Source organism: Seonamhaeicola sp. S2-3, from assembly GCF_001971785.1.
GTDB lineage: Bacteria > Bacteroidota > Bacteroidia > Flavobacteriales > Flavobacteriaceae > Seonamhaeicola.
Genome location: NZ_CP019389.1, coordinates 3,291,416 through 3,312,501 on the forward strand (window position 1 = coordinate 3,291,416; position 21,086 = coordinate 3,312,501).

The following is a 21,086-nucleotide window of genomic DNA, read 5'->3' on the forward strand; positions in this document are numbered from 1 at the left end:
GCGTGTATTTAGTTTAGCCACAATTCTGCTGGCATGCCAATTTTTAGGCTACCATCGTTTTTAACATCTATTTTTACAGCATAAACCAAAGCAACACGTTCTTCTTTAGTTTGAATAATTTTTGGCGTAAATTCAGCTTCTGATGCTATCCAACTAATTGTACCACTATAAGATTTCATAGCGTCTCCATCATCAACTTTTACAGTTACTTTTTGTCCTATTTTTATATTTACCAATTGGGTTTCACTCACATAAACACGTAGTTGCATGATATTTAAATTAGCTATTTTATAAAGTGGTTTTCCAAAAGCGGTAATTTCATTTGGTTCGGCATATTTGGTTAACACCGTACCGTTTATAGGATTTATAATTTTACTCTTTTGAATTTGGTCATCAATCTGTTTTAGCTGAACGTCAATTGATTTTAATTCATTAACCACAGGAGCGTTTTGAATTTCTACACTTCGAATTTGATTTTTAATTACATCAATTTCACCCTCAACATCATCTAATTGCTTTTGCGTTCCAGCATTTTCTTTTATTAAATTTTCAACTCTATTTTTGTTGATGTTAGCTGTTTTTAATTTTGAATTTAATACCGAAATCTGAGACAAAACACCTTTAGATTTAGAGCTAATGATAGCTTTAGACACTTGTAGTTGTTCGCGTTTTAAAGCCAATGGAATGGTGTCAATATAACCTATAAACTGGTTCTTTTTAAGTACATCACCTTCATTAATATTAAACTGCATTAGCTTTCCGTTATTTTCGGCTGAAATTGTAACTTCTGTGGCTTCAAAATTGCCATAACCATCAGCTTTATCATTGCCATTTCCGCAAGAAAATAGCGTAATAGTTAATAGCGCCATTGCTAGTATATATGTGTGGTTTTTCATCTTTTAATAGTTATTGTCCTTTAATAATATTGTAATTCGCTTTAGCGAGTTGTAATTGTATTTTATGCCTAACCAAAGTGTTTTCATCTTGGTATAAATTGGTAAGTTCTGTTATGTAATCTGAAGACGTAATTACACCATTTTTAAGTTGCGAATCGGCGGTTTGTAGTACCTCTTTTCTAAGGTTGATTATAGCTTCGTCTGATGTTATAATGGCTTGTATTTTCTCTATCTCTTTTTGTTGTTTGTTAAGTTCTATGTTGGTATTGAGTTTAAATGTTTCTGTTTCGGTATCTACAATTTCTTTATTAATGGCTAAAGATTGACGCTGCTTTTTCTTTGAGTTCCAATCAAAGACATTCCAATTTAATTTAACCCCAACGGTATAAAATGTTTGAAAGGAATTATCTAACATATTCAACCCTGGATTACCATATCCACCAGTTGCAAAACCTGATAGCTGTGGCGCATTTTGTTTAGAAATTAATGTTTCAGATTGTGCAATTTCTTCTTTTTTAAGCTGAAATAATTCTAATTCAGGTCTGTTTAAATCATCTTGTAATTGTGTTTCAATACTAGGATTTTGAAATAGGGTGGAAGATGGTAACGGTTTATTTATTAAACTTGAAAGCGTTTCAATGAGAGCTGTTTTATTGCTTTTCAGTTCAAGTAATTGTTGACTAATTTTTAATAATTCGGCTTTTAAAACGTTATCAGAAGCTGGTAAAATAACACCATATTTAATACCAGAAACCACTTCTTTTAGTTTTGCTTCTAATTGCGATTGTTTGGCTTTTAGCAACAATTCTGATTCCTGAGCTAATAAAATAGAGAAATACAGTTGGTTTATTTGTTGTTTTAATTGGTACAAACTCACCTCAATCTGTTTTTGTTTTGTTTTAAGTTGAGCAGATTTTAGATGTAATGAGGCATTTGTTAATCCGCCATTATAAATTAGTTGATTTGCCGATAATGTAGCGCGGTATTGGTCTTTATTTAAGGGGGCTACAGATGAAACTGGTATTTCAATAACATCGGATTGATAGGTTGCTTGCGCACCAAGATTTAATTGTGGTAGTTTTGTTGCTGCAATGGCTTCTGCATCTAATTGATACTGATTTTCTAATAATTGCGTCTGTTTAGCTAAAGGGTAGTTTTTAGTTACCAAGTTGTAACATTCCTCTAATGTGATTGCTTTTTGGGCATAAGCAGAACCGGTTATTATGCTAATTAAAATGACTAGTAAAAATTTCATTTTATGAATGCTTTATTGAATTGATAATAAAATTGGCCACTTCTGTTTTTCGGTCTTCCATAAGCTGTTTGTAGGTATCATTACTTACATTGGCTAATGCCATTACCAAAGGTTTGCCCACAAACGGAAAAACATTAAGCGAAATAATATTTATGAATAATTGCTCTCCACTTATAGGTTTTATAATCCCTTTACTAACTTCTTCTTCTACTTGCTTTTTAAAGTTTTCTAAATTGGGAAAACTTTTATTGTCTTTTAGTTTTAGAATAAAATCTTGATTTCTATTGAGCTCTTGAATGATGAAATTTGGTAAATATGGATGTTTAATAATGAACGCGATATAGTTTGAAGTGAAGTTTCTAATCTTATCTTCAATAGTAGAATCATCATTTAAAATAGCATTTAATTGAGGTGCTAATAAAGAAAAGGCATTTTTAAAAACAGCCTCAAATAACATCTGTTTACTTCTATAATAATAATGAAGCATAGCTTTATTAATACCCGCTTTATCTGCTATTTCTTGCATACGTGCGCCATCCATTCCTTTAGTTTGAAACACCTCTTTTGCTGCCGTAAGTATTTGTTGCTCTGTGTTTTTATCTTTTATCCTCGTCATATTAACTAAACAGTTTAACCATTTGGTTAACAAATGTAATATTAAAATTTTAATAAAAGAAATATGAGCTAATTTTTTATCAAGAATGACTACTGAAATAATGTGAAGTGTGCTTTATAAAATTGAAAATCAAAAAAGGTAAAGCGTGATATATTGCGGAAAGTTACCTAATTGGGTTTATTACGTATAAGTGTATATGGCGTAAAATAAAAAGAGACTGTCTGAAAAGTCAAATTTTTTGTCAAAATGAGCATATCGAAATTATTAACATAGTAAGATAACCAATATTGGTTTCGACAAGCTTAACCTGACAAACGGAAAACAAACGGCTTTTCAGACAGTCTCTTTTTTTATCCTTTAAATGATTTCTACTAGAGTTTATTTAATAATGTTTCGGCTACTAATTGCGATGATGCAGGATTTTGTCCTGTAATTAAATTACCATCTTCAAGAACATAAGGTTGCCAAGCATCGGCGTTGGAGTAGAAGCCACCATGTTCAATCAACATATTTTCTACTAAAATGGGTACAACTTCGGTTAAACCAACTTGTGCTTCTTCATGATTTGAAAATCCAGTTACATTTTTACCTTTTACTAAGCGTGTACCGTCTTCGTTTTTTACATCTTTTAAAGCCGCTGGTGCGTGACAAACAAAAGCAATGGGTTTGTTTTGAGCATTAAATTTTTCAATTAAATTTATTGAATTTTTATCGTTTGCTAAATCCCATAATGGTCCATGACCACCTGGATAAAACACTGCATCAAAATGATCTGGATTTATATCGGTTAATTGCTTTGTGTTTGCTATAAGTGCTTTAGTTTCAGCATCATTATTAAAACGTTTAGTAGCTTCTGTGGCTGCATCAGGCATTTCACTACTTGGATCAATTGGTGCAGCACCGCCTTTTGGTGTGGCCAAAGTAATGGTTGCGCCTTTATCTAATAAGGTGTAATAAGGACTTGCAAACTCTTCTACCCAAAATCCTGTTTTTTTCCCTGTATCTCCTAATTTATCATGAGATGTTAATACAAATAATACGTTCATTTCAATTTATTTTTTAAATGTTGTTTAGCTCCTTAAACCTTCTTTAGAAGCTATTTAATTTTATGGTTAACACATTGCAATAACAGATTATGTATTAACCAATGTTTTAATATACTTTACTAAAACTAGTATGCCATTTTTACAATACTTTCTACTTTTTCTGGCGATAAAGATTGGTGTTCACCTAATCCTGTCCATCCACGGTCTGTAAATCGTTTTGCAATTTCTTCGGCAGTACCTTCATAGTCTTTAGTATAGTCTGATAGTTTAGTATCTATTCCTAATTCATGGAAAAATGCTTCTGTTTTTTCAATGGCAGCATAGGCTTTATCGTCTGTACTTCCTTCAGTAACATTCCAAACACGTTCTGCATATTGCGCTAGTTTTTCTTTTTTAGCTTCAAAATTATATTTGTAATGACTAGGAGCAATTACAGCCAATGTGCGCGCGTGGTCAATACCAAATAAAGCCGTTAATTCATGTCCCATTGCATGAATAGCCCAATCTCCTGGAACGCCTTTTTGAATTAATCCATTTAAAGCCATAGTACAACTCCACATAAAGTTAGAAGCTGCTTTGTAATTGGTTGGATCTTTTAAAACTGTTGGCGCTACTTCAATTAAAGTTTGTAAAATGCTTTCTGCAAAACGATCTTGCAATAAAGCACCAATAGGGTAGGTCATGTATTGTTCTAAAACATGGGTAAAAGCATCTGTTAAACCATTTGCTAGTTGACGTTTTGGAATAGAACTTATTACTTGAGGATCTAAAACAGAAAATTCTGGGAATAAACCAGGGCCACCCATGGCTAATTTTTCTTCAGTTTCTGCTCTAGAAATTACGGCTCCAGAATTCATTTCAGACCCTGTTGCAGGTAGAGTTAAAACAGTTCCAAAAGGCATGCCTTTTTCGGTTCTAATATGGTTTGTTAAAATATCCCAAGGGGTGTCTCCTTTGTAAACTGCTGCTGCAGATAAAAATTTTGTTCCATCTATTACAGAGCCACCACCTACGGCTAATAAATAGTTGATATTTTTATCTTTAATAACCTTAAGCGCTTCCATTAAAATAGCATATTCTGGGTTAGCAGGAATACCGCCAAACTCCGTTACATCTACATCTGCTAAAGCTGTTTTAACTTGGTTATAAATACCGTTTTTCTTGATACTTCCGCCACCATAAAGCAATAATACTTTTGCATTGGTTGGAATTTCTTCTTTTACTTGTTTTATGGTATCCTTTCCAAAAATAATTTTTGTAGGATTTTTAAATTCAAAATTGTTCATCTTGTTTTGTTTTTTAAATTTTTACTATCATTTTTCCTTTGTTTTTACCTTCAAATAAATCGATAAAAGCATTTGGAATGTTATCAAAACCTTCTACTATAGTTTCTTTATATTTTAATGTTCCATCTGTTAACCAACCAGATAATTTCTGAATAGCTTCTGGGAATTTATCGGCGTAATTAGAAACAATAAAGCCTTGCATTAAGGCACTATTTTTAACTAAAAATGGTTGTACACTCATACTTTTTGGGATTTCCGTTTCATTATAAACAGAAATAGCACCACAAATAATAATACGAGCAAAACGATTAATATTAAACAATACAGCATCTGATATTGGTCCACCAACATTATCAAAATAAATATCTACACCATTTGGCGCAGCTTCTGCAATAGCAGCTTTCATATCTTTAGTGGTATTGTAATTGATACCTTCATCAAAGCCGAATTTACTTTTAAGAATCTCAACTTTTTCATCAGTACCAGCAATACCAATAACTCGTAAGCCTAATATTTTAGCTATTTGTCCAACAACACTACCAACAGCACCAGCAGCACCAGAAACTACAATGGTTTCACCAGGTTTAGGTTTTCCTATTTGCGTTAAACCTAAGTAGGCGGTAAGTCCGGTCATTCCTAAAACACCTAAGTAAGCGCTTAACGGTGCTTTAGAGCCATCTACTTTATTTAAACCTTCACCATTTGAAATTTGTTGAGTTGCCCAATTTAGCATACCTGAAACATAATCGCCAGTATTAAATTTTTCGTTTTTTGAAGCCACTACTTTTGCAACCACACCAGATTGAATAGGTTGGTTTAGCTCAAAAGGAGGGATGTAAGATTTAGCATCGCTCATGCGTCCTCTTAAATACGGATCTACAGAAACATAAGCGGCTTCTAAAAGAATTTCTCCTTTAGAAATTGTAAGTTCAGAATCTTCAGTAACAAATTCAAAATTTGAAACTATAGGCTTTCCTTTGGGTCTATTATTTAATAAAATTGTTTTTATCATGATTTCTTTTAATTCAAGTTTATATTTAAGTGTTTTTTGATATTTTTTTAATAGCGTTAGAATTGATAATAACATTAGCTACACTAGTGCTATTGGCTACATTTATCATGGCCTGAGCAATATCTTCAGAAGCGGTGATTTTATATTTTTTAAGTCCCCCAATAAATAAAGGTTGTATTACTTTAAAAACGGCTAATCCAATTTTTTCTAGCGTACGATGTTCTTTACGTTGTCCGCCAATTAATGATGGTCTAAAAATGAAAGTGTTTTTTATATTTTGCTTTAAAACATCGCGTTCCATTTCACCTTTAGTTTTATTATAAAACACGGTACTATTTACATTGGCACCTAAAGCCGAAACCACTAAAAATGTATTTATGTTATTAGCTTTTGATAGTTTTGCAGCAGCTACAGGAATTCCGTAATCTATTTGTTTATAGGTATCTTTATTTGGCGTTTTGGCTTTAGTTGTACCTATGCAACAGTAAACTTCATTAGCTTTAAACTGAGACTTAAATTGTTCTAAGTTTAATAAATTGCCAATATATTGAGAAACCTTAGCAGGTAAGCCTTCTATTTTAGAACGTGAAAACAATTTGATATTGTCATACCGGTTGTCTTCAATTAATTTTTTAAGTAAATGACTGCCAGTTAATCCTGTTGCGCCTAATATGATTGCTGTTTTCTTCATTTTACTTACATACTTTTATACTGCTCCAAGCAGATTGATACGCTTCTTCTAAATGAGTTTCATCTAACTGAAAATCACCACGTTTTTGAGTAATCATTAAAAATGATAAGGGATTTATTGCATAGGCATATAACAAATAATCAGATAGAGGTTTAATGATGCCTTCCTTTTTGCCACGAGCCCAAAGATCTAGTAGCGGTTGTAAATGTTTAATACCTTCTTTTCTACTAGCTTCATCAATTATAGGAGTATTGTCACATTGTGCCAAAAACATAGCGTTTTCACATTCTTTAAGTTTAAAATCTGCGATACGATACCAAATGAGTTTAAAACCAGCTTCAATAGGCATATCATCTTGATAAGTTTCAAAAGCATAGGCTGTGTATTTAGCTTTTACTTCTATGTATGTTTGATTGACTAAATCTTGTTTGTTTTTAAAATACAAATAGATTGTAGCAGGCGATACATTGGCCATTTTAGCAATTTTACTCATTGGTGTAGCATGAAACCCATTGTTATTAACCAATTGTATGGTTGCTTTAATTAATCTGTTACGCTTGTCTATGCTTTTTTGAAGTTTTGCCATGGTATTAATTATTGGTACAAAGTTATATAAAAATGAATGTTCATTCTTTTTTTTAACAAAGGTTTAATACAATATTGGGATTGCTGAAATCAAGAATGAATTGCAATAAAAAACTCCTATCATTACAATAGGAGTTTTTTTGAGTTTATAATCATGCTAATAAGAACTTAGCGCTCATTCTAGCTTCTAGATTTTTTAAATTTGTAAATCACTCCAAAATTAATTCCGAAAGATGAATAGGGTACTTTCACCGCTAATTCTTTTGATGTATCCGTATTGCCACTAGGTAGCTCATCTACATAAGTTGTATTTCTATTGGTTCCTTCTGGTAAATTATCTAAAGAATAAAGACCTTGAACGGCAACTGTACCATCTGGTAAAACCACATTGGTATTAAATTCTGTAATTTCAGAATCTTTTCGTTTTAAACTTATACCGTAATATTCAGCCTCAGCAAAAAGACTAAAATTATCATTTAAAGGATATTCATAACCAATAGCAGCAATAAACCCTAAAGGGAATTGTCCGTGATAATCTTCAATATAATTAGTTTCAGAATACGAGCCTAATGGCACCCCAAAAGCATCTGCTTCAGCTTGCGAAAACGTAGCTTTTTGATATACAACAGCTTCGGTTTTTCCGCCTAATTTCACCAAAGCCCCTATACGACCATAAACATTAGGGTTGAATTTATACACAAGAGATGTAGCGGCTCCAAAAGCACGAGCTCGTGCAATAGCATCAACTTCATAGCCTGTTAAATTGACTTTAGATACCGTTTGATCTGAACCATGTAAATAACCAACACTCAAATCCATACCAATTTTATCATTAAAGAAATAAATGCCTCGTAATTGAGCGTTTAAACCTTCACCATAACTACCATAAGAATTTTCTGTTCCGCTAGCGGTTTGAGTTTCACCTAATTTCATACCTGCACTTCCTATGGCATAACCACCACTTGCAGAGATTTGAAATTGCGCATATAACGTTGTGCTTAGAAATAACGTTAAAACTATAATAATTGAATGCTTCATGTTTTAAGATTTCGATTAATAATAAATGAAGATTTAAACTTCAAATAACAATAATTACAAAGGTACTTTATTTAATATTTTTTGTGTTTAGTTTAACTTAATTATTTTGGTTAAAACAGTAGGTGAGTGGGGGGATTATTTAGGGGTTTAATAATTATTTATCTTAGTATTTCTGTGTTTTGAGAGATTTTCTTTAGTTACATTGTTTCCTAAAATATAGCTTAATGAACCGTTAATGACATATAAAAACACTAGCTTGTAATTCGTTAACTTGATATAAATGTACTATACTGTGGTTAAAAACGAAAGTTTCATTTCCTGATTTTTCTTTTAAAAGTTTTCTTCGATAAAGTAACGACAAATAAGATAGTAGTAGAATGTGTGTAAAATGTTAATTAAAAACGAAAATATCGTTACAGAATAGGTGTTTTATATATTTTTACATACTTTTATACAAATTAACAACGATAAACACGATACAATGTTACTTCGATTCAATGTTTCTAATTATCTATCTTTTAACGAAATAACTGAATTCAATTCTTTTATTGGTGATTATAGAAGATTTGATAATCACGTCTTTAAACATAAAGATTTAGACATATTAAAGATATGTGCAGTTTATGGAGCCAATGCAACTGGAAAATCAAACTTAATTGAGGCACTAGTTTACATTAGAGACGCCATTATTAGTGATGATTTATCAAAATTAGGTTTATCTGCATTTAAAGGAAATGAAAAAAAAACTTCTAATTTTGAAATTGAGTTTGTTGCTCAGGAAAGTGTTTACATTTATGGATTTGAAGTTCTAAAAGACAAGGTGAAAACTGAATACTTATATTTTTCAGGAATGGGAAAGAAGGATATTCTAATCTTTGATAGAGAAGTAAATAAAGAGGGTAATAGCCTTATAAATATTAATAAAAAATTTCTAAAATTAAAGAAATATCAAATTTTAAAGGAGCATTATGAAGAAAAGGTAGAAGCTAATCAATTGTTTCTTAATTTAATTGGAGATGTTGATTTGGGAGATTTATCCATCGAAATAGAGAAAGTTGTCAGGTGGATTTTACGACTTCAAATTATTTTTCCTACATCAAAGCCTAAATACCTAGTTTCTAATCTAATAAATGAACCATCTTTTATGGAATTCACTACTGATATGTTGCGCAGTTTTGATACTGGCATAAAAAAATTGCACATAAAAGAGTTTAGTTTAAAAGATTATTTCGGAGAAGATGATAAAGATATTGTTAGTAAATTAACGAAAGATTTAGAGAACAATGACGATGAAGATATTCCTTTAGCAATAGATATGATTGCCACTCTTAAAGAAGATAAACCTATAATAAAAAGACTATATGTTGAGCATGTTGGTTTTGGTGAGGATAATTTGTTCTCATTTTTTGAAGAATCAGATGGAACAAAAAGGTTAATAGAATTTATGTCTATGCTATATAACTTAGTTGCAAAAGATTTTGAGAATAGTATTTATATAATTGATGAAATAGGTAGAAGTATTCATCCATATTTACTTAAAGAATTTTTATCAAAATTATCAAAAGAAAAAAACATTAATGGCCAATTGATATTCACGACTCATGAATCTAATCTTTTAGATTTAAATATTTTAAGACCAGATGAAATTTGGTTTGCAGAAAAAAACAGACAAAAAGGGAATACTGAATTCAAAACTTTAGCTGAGTATAAAAAAATTAGGCCAGATTTGAATATTAGAAAAGGGTATTTGGATGGAAGGTTTGGAGGAATACCAATACTTGCAAATTTTGATGATTTAAATTGGACAGAATATGCCACCAATTAAAGGACCAAATAGAAGCTATAAGAAGGGAGAGCCCTTTAGAGATGCTAGAAAATTTATTATAATTTGTGAAGGAGAAAGAGAATCTGAATATTTTAGTTATTTTGATAAACAATCTCAAAAGTTAATTATTGAAACTATTGCTCCTGTTGGTGAAAATCAAGGTGAATCTGCTCCAAATCATCTTAAAGATAGAGCTTCAGAGTATATAGATGAAAATGGTTGGGATGAAAAATATGAGGATCAATTATGGTTTGTTTTAGATGTGGATAGATGGGATAGAACAAGTATTGATTCTCTTTTTCAATTAACTCAACAAACTTCTAATTGGTATATAGCTATAAGTAATCAATGTTTCGAAGTTTGGCTCTTTTATCATAAAAGTGATATCAAAGTAAATCCAAATAGTTCTGCTCAAATGAAACAACTATTAAATACTCAAGTAAAGGGGGGCTATAAATTAGAGGATTATGCACCAAATATTGGAACTGCAACAGTAAACGCAAAGAATATAGACCAAAATGAGGCTGGATATTTTCCAGATATTGGAGTTACCAAAGTATACAAATTAGGAGAAGAGATTGTAGGTCTTTTAAAAGTTGACAATGGAATTATTAAACTAGTATAATTTTAAAATATTTAAAATAAATATGGTCGAGTGGTAAGGACTTATACTGAAAATCTGTAATACGGGAAACTATATCACGAGTTCGGTCCTCGTTCTTTGCTAAAATACTTCGATATCTGTATTGGATAATTATTCGCAAGGTTTAATGCTACGAATTTGTGAGTAAAAATAAATTGCCAAAGCAATTTGATTTTTTAAAACAATCGTCCGTTTGGTAATGGCAATTTGTTACAATTGGCAATACATGCCGCAAATTAACTTTCACATAATTGCTATCGATATAAAACACTAGCGTGTTATTATATCTGCAATTAGTTAATTTGCTATAAATGTACTATAATTTATATTATGTAAAATAGAAGTTTTTAAAACAACTATTCTACCGTATAACTTGTTAAATTACTTTTAAATAAATGAGTATGGTTTTTTATTACTAAAATTTGGCGGTATATTTGCATTCGCCTTAAAACCTATTATGAAACCATCAAAAGAAAGAACAAAATCTTCAAAGTCGCGTTTGCGATTGCTGCATCAGTATTACAGTTATACTGGTTTTTACAGCTTTGTTGGTAAAAGTATTTTAAAGGCTTTACCATATATTATTCTAATTGTTGTTGGTGTTTACGTATTAAATTCATTTTTTAATATTAATGAAGCTTTGGTTAGGCTTACCGAAACATTGCCTATTTACGGGGTTTTAATTTTCTTTTTTGTTTCAGAAACTTTTATGGGTTTAATACCGCCAGAACTCTTTATAGCTTGGGCTTCTAAATTAAATCGTCCGTGGCTTTACTTAATGTCTTTGGCTTTTTTATCTTATTTTGGTGGATTATTGTCTTATTTTATTGGGAAATCTATCACCAGAATTCCTAGAGTGCATAATTATTTGCAGTATAAAATGCAAAAGCAACTAAAAAACTCTAAAAAATGGGGTGGTTTATTAATTGTAGCTGGTGCTCTACTACCCTTACCCTTTTCAATTTCTTGTATTGCAGCAGGTATAATAGATTTTAAATTTAGAGGTGTTGTTATGTTTGGCTCTTTACGGTTGTTACGCTTTGTTATTTATGGTTTAGTTATTTTTAACGTGCTATAAATAAGTGTTTTAAAGTCTTATTCTTTTTTGTTTAGTAACACATTACCTCTGTATGAAATAGCAGATCTATGCGTGCTTGTAACCCTTAAATCTGTATTTAAATTTGAAAAAACACTAAGGTTTATCTGAAATGTTTCTGAACCTTTTTTAACTTCAAAATAATACGTTTGTTTATACTTTTTTGAATCAAAGGACTGCTTAGAAACCAAAGGTTTCCCTTCAAACTTTATACCAGCATCATCTAAATTATAGCCGCCTCCCATTTGTCTTTCACCAAAATAAGGTAAACTAATAGATAAACTATCTCCTAATATTTTAAAATGATTGTAGTTACCAATTAAATTAATAGTTCCTCCTCTACTGTCTTGTGGTAACAAAACACTACTATTATTGATTATTGAAGCACTTAGAGGATAAGCAGAATCAAATTCAATAGTTAGAGTATCCATTTCTGCTATGGTATTTAGCTTTTCTAGCTCTTCGGCCGTAGGCATTTTGCCTGATTTGCAACTTGTTATTGAAACTATAAATAATAGCATTATAAAAATTCTAGTTCCCATATTATTTTATTTAGTGCGTTCTTTAAAATTAATTAAAATAATGCTTTAAAAGTGTTAAAAACATGAAAAAGCCGAAACAAATTAATATTTCAGCCTTTTCGGATAGTTTAGTGGGTAATGTGGTATTTTTATAACCATTCTCTAAAATAGTCCATCATCTCTTCTTTTAAATCGTAATGCATTCTAATGTATGTACGCATATCTTCTTTAAGAGTATGCTGTTCATTTTGAAGTTTACCATCTATATTTTCATTATAATCTGTCTTATTAATATTAGCCATTTTATTTCTAATGCGGTGTTTTAATTTAGAAATAGCATCTTTTTCAATCATAATTCTATTTTGAAAATTTTCTAAAGGAACGGTGGCTCTTTTACCAAATTCACGTTTTGCTATTTCTTCTAATTTTTCTTGAAACGTGTCCATTTCATTAAAATGAAAACGCAATTCTCTTTTCCAAGTTTCTAAATTAAATTTTAGGTCGCTTAAATAATTTGCTTTCGTTATCATGATTTCTATGCGTTAAATTATACTTCTTCTTTTGCTAGTTGTTTTTGAATGTTACTAGGTACTGGTTGGTAGGATGAAAATTTAGAGCTAAATGTTGCTTTTCCTTGAGTTAAAGAGCGCAAATCTGTTGAATATCCAAATAATTCTGCTGCAGGAATGGTACATTTAAGTATTTGGTAATTATCTAGGTTATCAAAGCCCTGAATAATAGAGCGCCTACTTTGTAAATCGGTCATCACATTCCCTACCATATCTTCAGGAACTTTTACGGTGAGCTCGTTTGTAGGTTCTAATAACTTAGGATTTGCATTTAAAAATGCTTCTTTAAAAGCGTGTGCTCCGGCTATTTTAAAGGAAATATCGTTAGAGTCTACCGAGTGCATTTTGCCATCGTAAACCATAACACGAACATCTCTAATAAAGGAACCCGTTAGCGGACCTTCTTCCATAACTTCTAAAACGCCTTTCATAATAGATGGAATATAGCGCGCATCAATAACCCCGCCTACAATACAATTGTAAAATACCAGTTTACCTCCCCAGGGTAAATCTACCTCTTCTTTACCTCTTATATTAAAACCTTCGGGCTCTGGCATACCTTCATACCAAGGTTCTATTTTAAGGTGTACCTGTGCAAATTGTCCAGAGCCACCAGATTGTTTTTTATGCCTGTAATTTGCAGTAGAAGAGCGCTGTATGGTTTCTCTGTACTTAATTTTTGGTTTGCTGTAATTGGCTTTAATATTGTAATTGTTTTTTAATGTCCAATCTATTATAGCTAAGTGTAATTCGCCTTGGCAACCTAACAATTGTTCTTTAGATTCTTTTGAATACGTTATTACCACCGTTGGATCTTGCTCATGAATACGTTTTAATGCTTCACTTAATTTTTCTTCATCTGCTTTATTTTCTGCAGATACCGATTTGTTAATTCGAGGGTCTGGATATTGAATTGGTTTAATGGTAATAGGCTTGTTACCGCTGTATAAAGTGTCGTTTGTTTCTGTGTCTTTAAGTTTTAGTGTAGCACCAATATCACCAACTGTAAGTCTATTTACAGGCTCTCTTTTTTTACCGTCCATTATAAAAAGTTGGTTGATAATCTCGGTTTCGTTGGTTCTGGAGTTGGTAAACTTATCATTAATATTTACCTCACCAGATTTTACTTTAAAGAATGTAATTTGTCCTAAATTAGGTTGGTGTAATGTTTTAAAAACAAACAGTGATGTTGGCGATTCTTTTTTAGGAACCACCTCCTCACCTTCTAAACTTTGCACGGGTTTTAAATCGGCTGCTGCAGGGGCTACATTATCTATAAATCCCATAAGGCGACCACTACCCATGTCTTGTAATGCCGATATACAAAAAACAGGAAACAAATCGTGGTTAAGCATACCAGCTTTTATACCTTGGCGCATTTCATCTTCGTTAAGTGTGCCTTTATCAAAATAAAGCTCCATAAGTTCTTCATCATTTTCTGCCGCTTTTTCAACAAGTTCATTGTGTAAGTGGTTAACTTTTTCTTTTTCGCTATCTGGAATAGGAATTTTTTCGGGCTTCCCTCCTTCTGATCCAAATTTGTAGCATTTCATTTTTAGTACATCTATAATGCATAATGCACCATCAATTTTAATAGGATATTGAATTTGAACCGCATTATTACCTACCAACGTTTTAATACTGTTAAAGGCATCATCAACATTACAATCTGGATGATCTATTTGGTTTATAATAAATAAGGTTGGCTTGTTGTATTTATCTATGTAATTCCAGATAATTTCAGTGCCAACCTCTACGCCATTTCTTCCGTTAATAACGGTGGCTATGGTGTCTCCCATTCTGATAGATGAAATAATTTCACCAATAAAATCATCTAACCCGGGAGTGTCAATAATATTAATTTTGTAATTACGCCACTCTGTATGCAAGGGTGTTGCAAACACCGATGCCTGCCGCTGGTGTTCAATGTCATGATAGTCAGATACGGTATTTTGATCTTCAATAGTGCCACGTCTATTAATTAGTCCTGCTTCAAAAAGCATAGTCTCAGCTAACGTAGTTTTGCCACTATTGTGTGCACCCACAAAAACTACATTTTTAATGTGCTTATCATCAAATACTTTCATACGTCTTATGGTTTAATTTAAATTGGTAATTAACCTATACGTTCTGTTTAAGAAACTCTTACAGATTTTATAGATGATATAAAGCTAACTTCAATATTTGTAAAAAAATATGATTAATATCAGCTAGTTAGGTGTTAGTAGAATGAAATTTAGCTAAGTTCTTAAAGTTATTACAAAATTGTAGTTACTAAGCCTGTAATTTGCTTAGACTACCTTATTTTTGCTAAAAATTTCAATTTATGTTTTCATTAAATAATATTTTTAAAATAGTGGCTTTTCTAGAAGGAGTATCTTATATTCTATTACTGTTTATTGCTACACCAATAAAGTACTTAGCACATGACCCACAGTATGTTAAATTGTTAGGAATGCCCCACGGAATTTTATTTATTTTATACGTTGTTTTAGCTTTTATGCTAAAACCTGAATTCAATTGGAACAATAAACAATTTAGAGGTGTACTTTTAGCTTCTATTATTCCGTTTGGAACTTTTTTTATTGAAAAGAAATATTTGAAAACAAGTAACTAATATGGATTCTGTAAAACATTTACTTTACGATTATTTTTTAGCCAATGGTATAGCCGAAAACACCGCTAAGTATTTAAACATGGCGGTCTTGTTTTTGGCAGCTATAATTCTTGTATTTTTAGTTGACTTTTTAATAAGAAAGATTTTACTGCAAATGTTTACCCAATTTGCAAAAGCTTCAAAATCTAATTTTGATGATTTATTGGTTACAAATAAAGTACCAAGAAATGTAGCCCATATTATACCATTACTGCTAGCTTTAGAGTTTGTTCCCATTGTATTTTATGATTTCCCAGATTTTGAAACGGTGGTAGAAAAAGGCTTGCAAGTATTTGCTATTGTTTTAACGCTTTGGATAGTTAGAAGTTTATTACACACTATTAAAGATTTTTTACAAACCTTACCAAGTTTAAAAGATAAGCCTATTGCTAGTTACATTCAGGTATTTATGATTTTTGCTTGGTTAGGTGGTATTATGTCTGCTATAGCCATTATTACAGGGATTCCTTTTTTAAAATTCTTAACAGGTCTTGGAGCTGTTTCTGCTGTAATAATTTTAGTTTTTAAAGACACTATTTTAGGTTTTGTTGCCAGCATACAAGTGTCTATAAATGATATGGTGCGCATTGGCGATTGGGTAACCTTTGAAAAGTTTGGTGCCGATGGAGATGTGATAGAAATTACTTTAGCCACTGTAAAAGTTCAAAATTGGGATAAAACCATTACCACAATTCCTACATACGCTTTAATATCAGAATCCTTTAAAAACTGGCGTGGAATGACGAATTCTGGTGGCCGACGCATAAAACGTGCTATAAATATAAAGATTGAAAGTGTTAAGTATTTATCTTCTGAAGATATTGCTAAATTAAAACGCATTCAAACAATTGAAGCCTATTTAAGCAAAAAAGAAAAAGATATTGAAGCTTTTAATACTGAAAATAATATAGATAAAAGTCTGTTGTTAAACGGCCGAAATTTAACCAATATAGGTGTTTTTAGAAAGTATGTACAAGAGTACATTGAAAACCACTCTGCTATTAATAAAGATATGACCATTATGGTGCGTCAATTAGCGCCAACAACACAAGGTTTACCTATTGAAATTTATGCATTTAGCAGTGATAAACGATGGGTTAATTATGAATACATAATGGCCGATATTTTTGATCATGTGATGGCTGCTGTTCCGTATTTCGATTTAGAAATTTTTGAACTACCAAGTAGCTTATCCTTTTCAAAGCAATAAGATAATTCTGTATTTTTTTTGAAAATTTAAAAAAAAATCATTTTATTTACTGTTACTAATTCATATGAAGTTTTTTAAGTTTACCATTATCTTATTATTAGGAGGTTTTTATACCGAAGCTCAAAATATAGATTTTGTATTTCATAAAGAATTTAGTACTCTAATTGCAGAAAAAGAAGGTAGCTCTCCTTATGCTTACGAAATTTTAAATGATAAAGACTCTTATACCATTACAATTCCTGCTAAAAAACGTTTAACAGACTACTATAAAAAAACATTAGCCTTTTATAAAAAAGCACAAAATGACAGTTTAAAAATTGCTCAGCTAAGAAAGTCTGGAAAATCATCGGCTGAAATTAATAAAGTCATTAATATAGCCGATGTAAATAATAGGCTAGCTACAGCTAACCGTATTTTAAAATCTGCAAAAAAATACGAGCGCATACCTAGTAAGGTTGTTACTAAAAAAGAAAATAAATTAAAAATAAGACGAAATTTATTTAAGCCAGAAACAATTATTTTAGGCAACTTTAAACATAAAGGAAGCTATTACGTAACAAAAGCTGTTAAAGGTTATATGCAAGGTGATTTAGTTCCTGTAGACCTAGCGAAAGAACAAGAATTAACGACAGATGATTTTCTTTTAAAGAACGTTTTTGAAGTTATTCAAAATATAAATACTGAAGTTATGTATATGGTATATCCTGATTTTTTAAGTAAATACCCTATAAACGTAGCAAGTTATCATGATGTTAAAACTAATTTAGATGTTAAAATTAACAACTTAATTAAAGCTTACAGAGTAAAATAAACATGTTTTATTTTAATGTTAATTTATGAGCATAAAAAAGACCTATTAAATAATTTAACAGGTCTTTTTTTTAATCTTTTAACTAGATGGTTTATATATTAGCAGCTAACCAGTCTCCTACTTCTTTAGTACCATAAGCTTTACCACCATCTGCTAAATCTTCAGTTACTATACCTTCAGCTAAAGCTTTGTTTACAGCATCTCTAATAGCTTTACCTTCTTCCATTAAGTTAAAGTTTTCAAACATCATAGCTGCCGATAAAACAGTTGCCATTGGGTTCGCTATATTTTTACCTGCTGCTTGCGGATATGATCCGTGAATTGGCTCAAATAATGAAATACTAGTACCTAACGACGCTGATGGCATTAAGCCCATAGAACCAGAAATCACAGAAGCTTCATCTGTTAATACATCACCAAATAAGTTTTCAGTAATTAATACATCGTAATCTTTTGGCCATTGTACCAAACGCATTGCAACAGCATCAACAAACTCATAAGATACCTCTACTTCTGGGTAATCTTTTTCCATGCCTTGCACAGTTTCTCTCCATAAACGCGATGTTTCCATAACGTTGGCTTTATCAACACAACATAATTTTTTTGAGCGTTGCATTGCAGCTTCAAATCCTTTTTTAGCTAAACGCGTTACTTCTTCTTTGGTGTACAGGTTGGTATCATATGCTGTATTACCATCATCTTTTCTTCCTTTTTCACCAAAGTAAACTCCTGAAGTTAATTCACGGAAAAACACTAAATCAGTTCCCTCAATACGTTCCTTTTTTAAAGGCGATTTATCTAATAATGAAGGAAACACAAAGGTTGGGCGCACATTAGCAAACAAGCCTAATTTTTTACGCATTTTTAATAAACCTTGTTCTGGACGTACAGGAGCCGATGGATCGTTATCAAATTTTGGATGCCCAATAGCTCCAAATAAAACCGCATCTGAAGCAGCACAAATTTCATGAGTTTCATCAGGGTATGGATCTCCTACAGCATCAATAGCCGCAGCTCCAGTTAATGCTGGTTTCCAAGTAATTTCATGTCCGTATTTTTCAGCAATAGCATCACTTACTTTTACCGCTTGATCTATAACTTCTGGCCCTATTCCGTCTCCAGCTAAAAGCGCAATATTTAATTTCATAATTTAGTTATTAATTATATTCAACATTTTTTCTGTAGCTTTAATTGCCGATACTGTTTGATCGGAATCTAAACCACGTGTTTTAAATTCTGTTTCTTTATTTTTCCAAGTAATAATGGTTTCACACAAAGCATCAGATCTACTTCCTGGAGGGATTCTAACAGCATAATCTATTAAATCTGGAAGCACTAGTTTTTTCTTCTTAAAAATAGATCTTACTGCATTCATAAAAGCATCAAACTGTCCATCGCCTTGTGCATTTTCTTCAAATGATTCACCATCAATAGTAAGCGCTACTGTGGTTGAAGGTTTTAAACCTTTTGAGTGCGTTAATACGTATGAATTAATTTTTATCTTTTCTTCATAAGCCCCACTATCTAAAACATCTGAGATGATATATGGCAAATCTTCTTTGGTAACTACTTGTTTTCTATCACCAAGTTCAATTATGCGTTGGGTAACCTTTTTAAGGTCTTCTTCATTTAATTGAAGCCCAAGTTCTTGCAAGTTTTTTTGAATATTAGCTTTACCTGATGCTTTACCCAAGGCATATTTTCTGGTTCTTCCAAAACGTTCTGGGAGTAACTCGCTAAAATATAGGTTCTTTTTATTGTCTCCATCGGCATGAATACCTGCTGTTTGTGTAAATACATTAGCACCAACAACCGGTTTATTTGCAGGAATCATAATACCAGAAAACGTTTCTACTAACTTACTAACTGTATATAGTACTTTTTCATTAACACCAATTTTAATGTCTGGCATAAAGTCATTAATAACAGCTATAGTACTTGCCATAGGAGCATTTCCTGCACGCTCTCCCATACCATTTACCGTTAAATGAAGGCCATCTGCACCAGCTTTTAAAGCCTCTATGGTGTTAGAAACTCCTAGATCATAATCATTATGAGCATGAAAATCAAAATGTAAATTAGGATACTTTTCTTTTATTTCTGAAATGAAATCGTAAGATTCGTTTGGGGTTAATACACCAAGGGTATCTGGTAACATAATGCGCTTAACGGGTTGCGTTGATATAAACTCTAAAAACTCAAAAACGTAGTCTTTAGAATTACGCATACCATTACTCCAATCTTCTAAATACACATTGGTTGCTATACCCTGTTCTGAGGCTAGTAGAACAGAAGCTTCAATTTCTTTAAAATGCTGATTAGGAGTTTTTTTAAGCTGATGAGTTAAATGATTTAATGAACCTTTAGTGAGCAAATTTTGAACCCTTGCTCCTGCTTTTACCATCCAATCAATTGAAGTGCCTTTATCTACAAAAGATAACACTTCAACATTGTTTAAATACCCATGTTCTCTAGCCCAAGAAGTTATAGCTTTTACTGCTTGAAATTCACCTTCAGAAACTCTGGCAGAAGCAATTTCTATGCGGTCTACTTTTAATTCTTCTAATAAAAGTTTTGCAATAGTAAGTTTCTCAGAAGCAGAAAACGACACACTCGAGGTTTGTTCACCATCGCGTAGTGTCGTGTCCATTATTTCTATTTTCTTCATTTAAAAATGAATGAAATTATTGAATTTAGATTTAAAAAGGTCTGGTTTCTCCAAACGATGCAATTTCTTCTTTCATGTTTTGTAAATAATCTATATCATCAAAACCATTAAGCATATTGCTCTTTTTATAGCCGTTTATATCAAAAGATTCAGATTCTCCTGTAGCTAATAATATAACCGTTTGGTTAGGTAAATCTACTTTTATTTCTGTTTTTGGGTCTGCTTCAATAGCATCAAACAATTTTTGAGCAAATTCTGGTGATACTTGTACAGGTAGTACACCAATATTTAAACAGTTATTTCTGAAAATATCTGCAAAGAATGAAGAGATTACACAACGTAATCCAAAATCATATACAGACCAAGCAGCATGTTCTCTAGAAGACCCAGAACCAAAGTTCTTACCTCCTACTAATATTTTAGAACCTGCATATTTAGGGTCATTTAAAGGGAAATCTGCAATAGGATTTCCTTCTGAATCATATCTCCAATCACGGAAAAAATTATCACCAAAACCTTTACGTTCTGTAGCTTTTAAGAAACGTGCAGGAATGATTTGATCTGTATCTACATTTTCAATTGGTAATGGATAAGCTGTACTTGTTAAAACTTCAAATTTATCGTAAGCCATAATATTTTAATATTCAGTCTGCCAGTATTCA

General features: G+C 31.6%; 21 protein-coding genes. 6 read left to right on the forward strand and 15 right to left on the reverse strand.

Annotation, left to right across the window (positions count from 1 at the left end; all coding sequences use genetic code 11):
- Positions 1-8 precede the first annotated feature (8 nt).
- The 9 genes from BWZ22_RS14380 to BWZ22_RS14420 form a co-directional block, all read right to left on the reverse strand.
- The gene (locus tag BWZ22_RS14380; protein WP_076701212.1) at positions 9-896 is read right to left on the reverse strand and encodes an HlyD family secretion protein; all 888 of its coding nucleotides are present in this window, start codon (positions 894-896) and stop codon (positions 9-11) included.
- A 10-nt stretch (positions 897-906) separates the two neighbouring features.
- Complete coding sequence (locus tag BWZ22_RS14385; protein WP_076701214.1) at positions 907-2,151, reverse strand: TolC family protein; 1,245 nt, start codon at positions 2,149-2,151, stop codon at positions 907-909.
- A gap of 1 nt (position 2,152) precedes the next feature.
- Entirely contained in the window at positions 2,153-2,767 is a 615-nt protein-coding gene (locus BWZ22_RS14390; RefSeq protein WP_076701217.1) for a TetR/AcrR family transcriptional regulator, read from the reverse strand.
- Between the two features lie 371 nt (positions 2,768-3,138).
- On the reverse strand, positions 3,139-3,813 hold the full coding sequence (locus BWZ22_RS14395) for a type 1 glutamine amidotransferase domain-containing protein (protein WP_076701219.1): 675 nt from the start codon (positions 3,811-3,813) through the stop codon (positions 3,139-3,141).
- Between the two features lie 125 nt (positions 3,814-3,938).
- The gene (locus BWZ22_RS14400; protein WP_076701222.1) at positions 3,939-5,099 is read right to left on the reverse strand and encodes an iron-containing alcohol dehydrogenase; all 1,161 of its coding nucleotides are present in this window, start codon (positions 5,097-5,099) and stop codon (positions 3,939-3,941) included.
- A 13-nt stretch (positions 5,100-5,112) separates the two neighbouring features.
- Entirely contained in the window at positions 5,113-6,111 is a 999-nt protein-coding gene (locus tag BWZ22_RS14405) for an NADP-dependent oxidoreductase (RefSeq protein WP_076702540.1), read from the reverse strand.
- 25 nt (positions 6,112-6,136) lie between these two features.
- Positions 6,137-6,802, reverse strand: coding sequence for an NAD(P)H-binding protein (locus BWZ22_RS14410; RefSeq protein WP_076701225.1), 666 nt, complete (start codon positions 6,800-6,802; stop codon positions 6,137-6,139).
- A gap of 1 nt (position 6,803) precedes the next feature.
- Entirely contained in the window at positions 6,804-7,388 is a 585-nt protein-coding gene (locus BWZ22_RS14415; RefSeq protein ID WP_076701227.1) for a TetR/AcrR family transcriptional regulator, read from the reverse strand.
- 179 nt (positions 7,389-7,567) lie between these two features.
- Positions 7,568-8,425: an outer membrane beta-barrel protein gene (locus BWZ22_RS14420; protein ID WP_076701230.1), complete on the reverse strand. Its 858-nt coding sequence runs from the start codon at positions 8,423-8,425 to the stop codon at positions 7,568-7,570.
- Positions 8,426-8,906: 481 nt separating this feature from the next.
- Here BWZ22_RS14420 and BWZ22_RS14425 point away from each other — a divergent pair, with 481 nt between their 5' ends.
- From BWZ22_RS14425 to BWZ22_RS14435, 3 genes are all read left to right on the forward strand, one after another.
- On the forward strand, positions 8,907-10,250 hold the full coding sequence (locus BWZ22_RS14425; RefSeq protein WP_076701231.1) for an ATP/GTP-binding protein: 1,344 nt from the start codon (positions 8,907-8,909) through the stop codon (positions 10,248-10,250).
- Positions 10,237-10,875, forward strand: a complete 639-nt coding sequence (locus BWZ22_RS14430) for an RloB family protein (RefSeq protein ID WP_076701234.1) — start codon at positions 10,237-10,239, stop codon at positions 10,873-10,875. Before BWZ22_RS14425 ends, BWZ22_RS14430 begins: the two co-directional genes overlap by 14 nt.
- Before the next feature lie 475 nt (positions 10,876-11,350).
- Positions 11,351-11,971, forward strand: coding sequence for a YqaA family protein (locus tag BWZ22_RS14435; protein WP_076701236.1), 621 nt, complete (start codon positions 11,351-11,353; stop codon positions 11,969-11,971).
- A gap of 17 nt (positions 11,972-11,988) precedes the next feature.
- Here the strand turns inward: BWZ22_RS14435 and BWZ22_RS14440 are convergent, their stop codons facing one another.
- The 3 genes from BWZ22_RS14440 to BWZ22_RS14450 form a co-directional block, all read right to left on the reverse strand.
- Entirely contained in the window at positions 11,989-12,531 is a 543-nt protein-coding gene (locus BWZ22_RS14440) for a DUF4251 domain-containing protein (RefSeq protein WP_076701239.1), read from the reverse strand.
- Positions 12,532-12,659: 128 nt separating this feature from the next.
- Positions 12,660-13,040, reverse strand: a complete 381-nt coding sequence (locus BWZ22_RS14445; protein ID WP_076701241.1) for a hypothetical protein — start codon at positions 13,038-13,040, stop codon at positions 12,660-12,662.
- A gap of 17 nt (positions 13,041-13,057) precedes the next feature.
- A complete protein-coding gene (locus BWZ22_RS14450) occupies positions 13,058-15,166 on the reverse strand; it encodes a translation factor GTPase family protein (RefSeq protein ID WP_076701242.1) in 2,109 nt (702 codons plus the stop codon).
- A gap of 239 nt (positions 15,167-15,405) precedes the next feature.
- Between BWZ22_RS14450 and BWZ22_RS14455 the strand changes: the two genes are divergently transcribed.
- From BWZ22_RS14455 to BWZ22_RS14465, 3 genes are all read left to right on the forward strand, one after another.
- Complete coding sequence (locus tag BWZ22_RS14455) at positions 15,406-15,696, forward strand: DUF3817 domain-containing protein (protein WP_076701244.1); 291 nt, start codon at positions 15,406-15,408, stop codon at positions 15,694-15,696.
- Between the two features lies 1 nt (position 15,697).
- Entirely contained in the window at positions 15,698-16,945 is a 1,248-nt protein-coding gene (locus BWZ22_RS14460) for a mechanosensitive ion channel family protein (protein WP_076701245.1), read from the forward strand.
- Between the two features lie 64 nt (positions 16,946-17,009).
- Positions 17,010-17,756 (forward strand): hypothetical protein, encoded by a 747-nt coding sequence (locus BWZ22_RS14465; RefSeq protein WP_076701247.1) that lies wholly within the window; start codon positions 17,010-17,012, stop codon positions 17,754-17,756.
- 91 nt (positions 17,757-17,847) lie between these two features.
- Here the strand turns inward: BWZ22_RS14465 and leuB are convergent, their stop codons facing one another.
- From leuB to leuD, 3 genes are read right to left on the reverse strand one after another with little or no spacing between them, the layout of a single operon-like run.
- Positions 17,848-18,903 carry a 3-isopropylmalate dehydrogenase gene (gene leuB / locus BWZ22_RS14470; protein ID WP_076701248.1) on the reverse strand — a complete coding sequence of 352 codons (1,056 nt, stop codon included), beginning with the start codon at positions 18,901-18,903 and terminating at the stop codon, positions 17,848-17,850.
- A gap of 3 nt (positions 18,904-18,906) precedes the next feature.
- The gene (locus tag BWZ22_RS14475) at positions 18,907-20,424 is read right to left on the reverse strand and encodes an alpha-isopropylmalate synthase regulatory domain-containing protein (RefSeq protein ID WP_076701250.1); all 1,518 of its coding nucleotides are present in this window, start codon (positions 20,422-20,424) and stop codon (positions 18,907-18,909) included.
- A gap of 31 nt (positions 20,425-20,455) precedes the next feature.
- Positions 20,456-21,055, reverse strand: coding sequence for a 3-isopropylmalate dehydratase small subunit (gene leuD / locus BWZ22_RS14480; protein ID WP_076701251.1), 600 nt, complete (start codon positions 21,053-21,055; stop codon positions 20,456-20,458).
- Positions 21,056-21,086 lie beyond the last annotated feature (31 nt).

Coding starts and splice junctions, on each gene's coding strand:
- BWZ22_RS14475 (WP_076701250.1), bottom strand. CDS start 20,424: ATGAAGAAAATAGAAATAATGGACACGACACTACGCGATGGTGAACAA.
- BWZ22_RS14390 (WP_076701217.1), bottom strand. CDS start 2,767: ATGACGAGGATAAAAGATAAAAACACAGAGCAACAAATACTTACGGCA.
- BWZ22_RS14420 (WP_076701230.1), bottom strand. CDS start 8,425: ATGAAGCATTCAATTATTATAGTTTTAACGTTATTTCTAAGCACAACG.
- BWZ22_RS14460 (WP_076701245.1), top strand. CDS start 15,698: ATGGATTCTGTAAAACATTTACTTTACGATTATTTTTTAGCCAATGGT.
- leuD (WP_076701251.1), bottom strand. CDS start 21,055: ATGGCTTACGATAAATTTGAAGTTTTAACAAGTACAGCTTATCCATTA.
- BWZ22_RS14445 (WP_076701241.1), bottom strand. CDS start 13,040: ATGATAACGAAAGCAAATTATTTAAGCGACCTAAAATTTAATTTAGAA.
- BWZ22_RS14415 (WP_076701227.1), bottom strand. CDS start 7,388: ATGGCAAAACTTCAAAAAAGCATAGACAAGCGTAACAGATTAATTAAA.
- BWZ22_RS14450 (WP_076701242.1), bottom strand. CDS start 15,166: ATGAAAGTATTTGATGATAAGCACATTAAAAATGTAGTTTTTGTGGGT.
- BWZ22_RS14380 (WP_076701212.1), bottom strand. CDS start 896: ATGAAAAACCACACATATATACTAGCAATGGCGCTATTAACTATTACG.
- BWZ22_RS14455 (WP_076701244.1), top strand. CDS start 15,406: ATGTTTTCATTAAATAATATTTTTAAAATAGTGGCTTTTCTAGAAGGA.
- BWZ22_RS14400 (WP_076701222.1), bottom strand. CDS start 5,099: ATGAACAATTTTGAATTTAAAAATCCTACAAAAATTATTTTTGGAAAG.
- BWZ22_RS14385 (WP_076701214.1), bottom strand. CDS start 2,151: ATGAAATTTTTACTAGTCATTTTAATTAGCATAATAACCGGTTCTGCT.
- BWZ22_RS14425 (WP_076701231.1), top strand. CDS start 8,907: ATGTTACTTCGATTCAATGTTTCTAATTATCTATCTTTTAACGAAATA.
- BWZ22_RS14405 (WP_076702540.1), bottom strand. CDS start 6,111: ATGATAAAAACAATTTTATTAAATAATAGACCCAAAGGAAAGCCTATA.
- BWZ22_RS14430 (WP_076701234.1), top strand. CDS start 10,237: ATGCCACCAATTAAAGGACCAAATAGAAGCTATAAGAAGGGAGAGCCC.
- BWZ22_RS14395 (WP_076701219.1), bottom strand. CDS start 3,813: ATGAACGTATTATTTGTATTAACATCTCATGATAAATTAGGAGATACA.
- leuB (WP_076701248.1), bottom strand. CDS start 18,903: ATGAAATTAAATATTGCGCTTTTAGCTGGAGACGGAATAGGGCCAGAA.
- BWZ22_RS14440 (WP_076701239.1), bottom strand. CDS start 12,531: ATGGGAACTAGAATTTTTATAATGCTATTATTTATAGTTTCAATAACA.
- BWZ22_RS14435 (WP_076701236.1), top strand. CDS start 11,351: ATGAAACCATCAAAAGAAAGAACAAAATCTTCAAAGTCGCGTTTGCGA.
- BWZ22_RS14410 (WP_076701225.1), bottom strand. CDS start 6,802: ATGAAGAAAACAGCAATCATATTAGGCGCAACAGGATTAACTGGCAGT.
- BWZ22_RS14465 (WP_076701247.1), top strand. CDS start 17,010: ATGAAGTTTTTTAAGTTTACCATTATCTTATTATTAGGAGGTTTTTAT.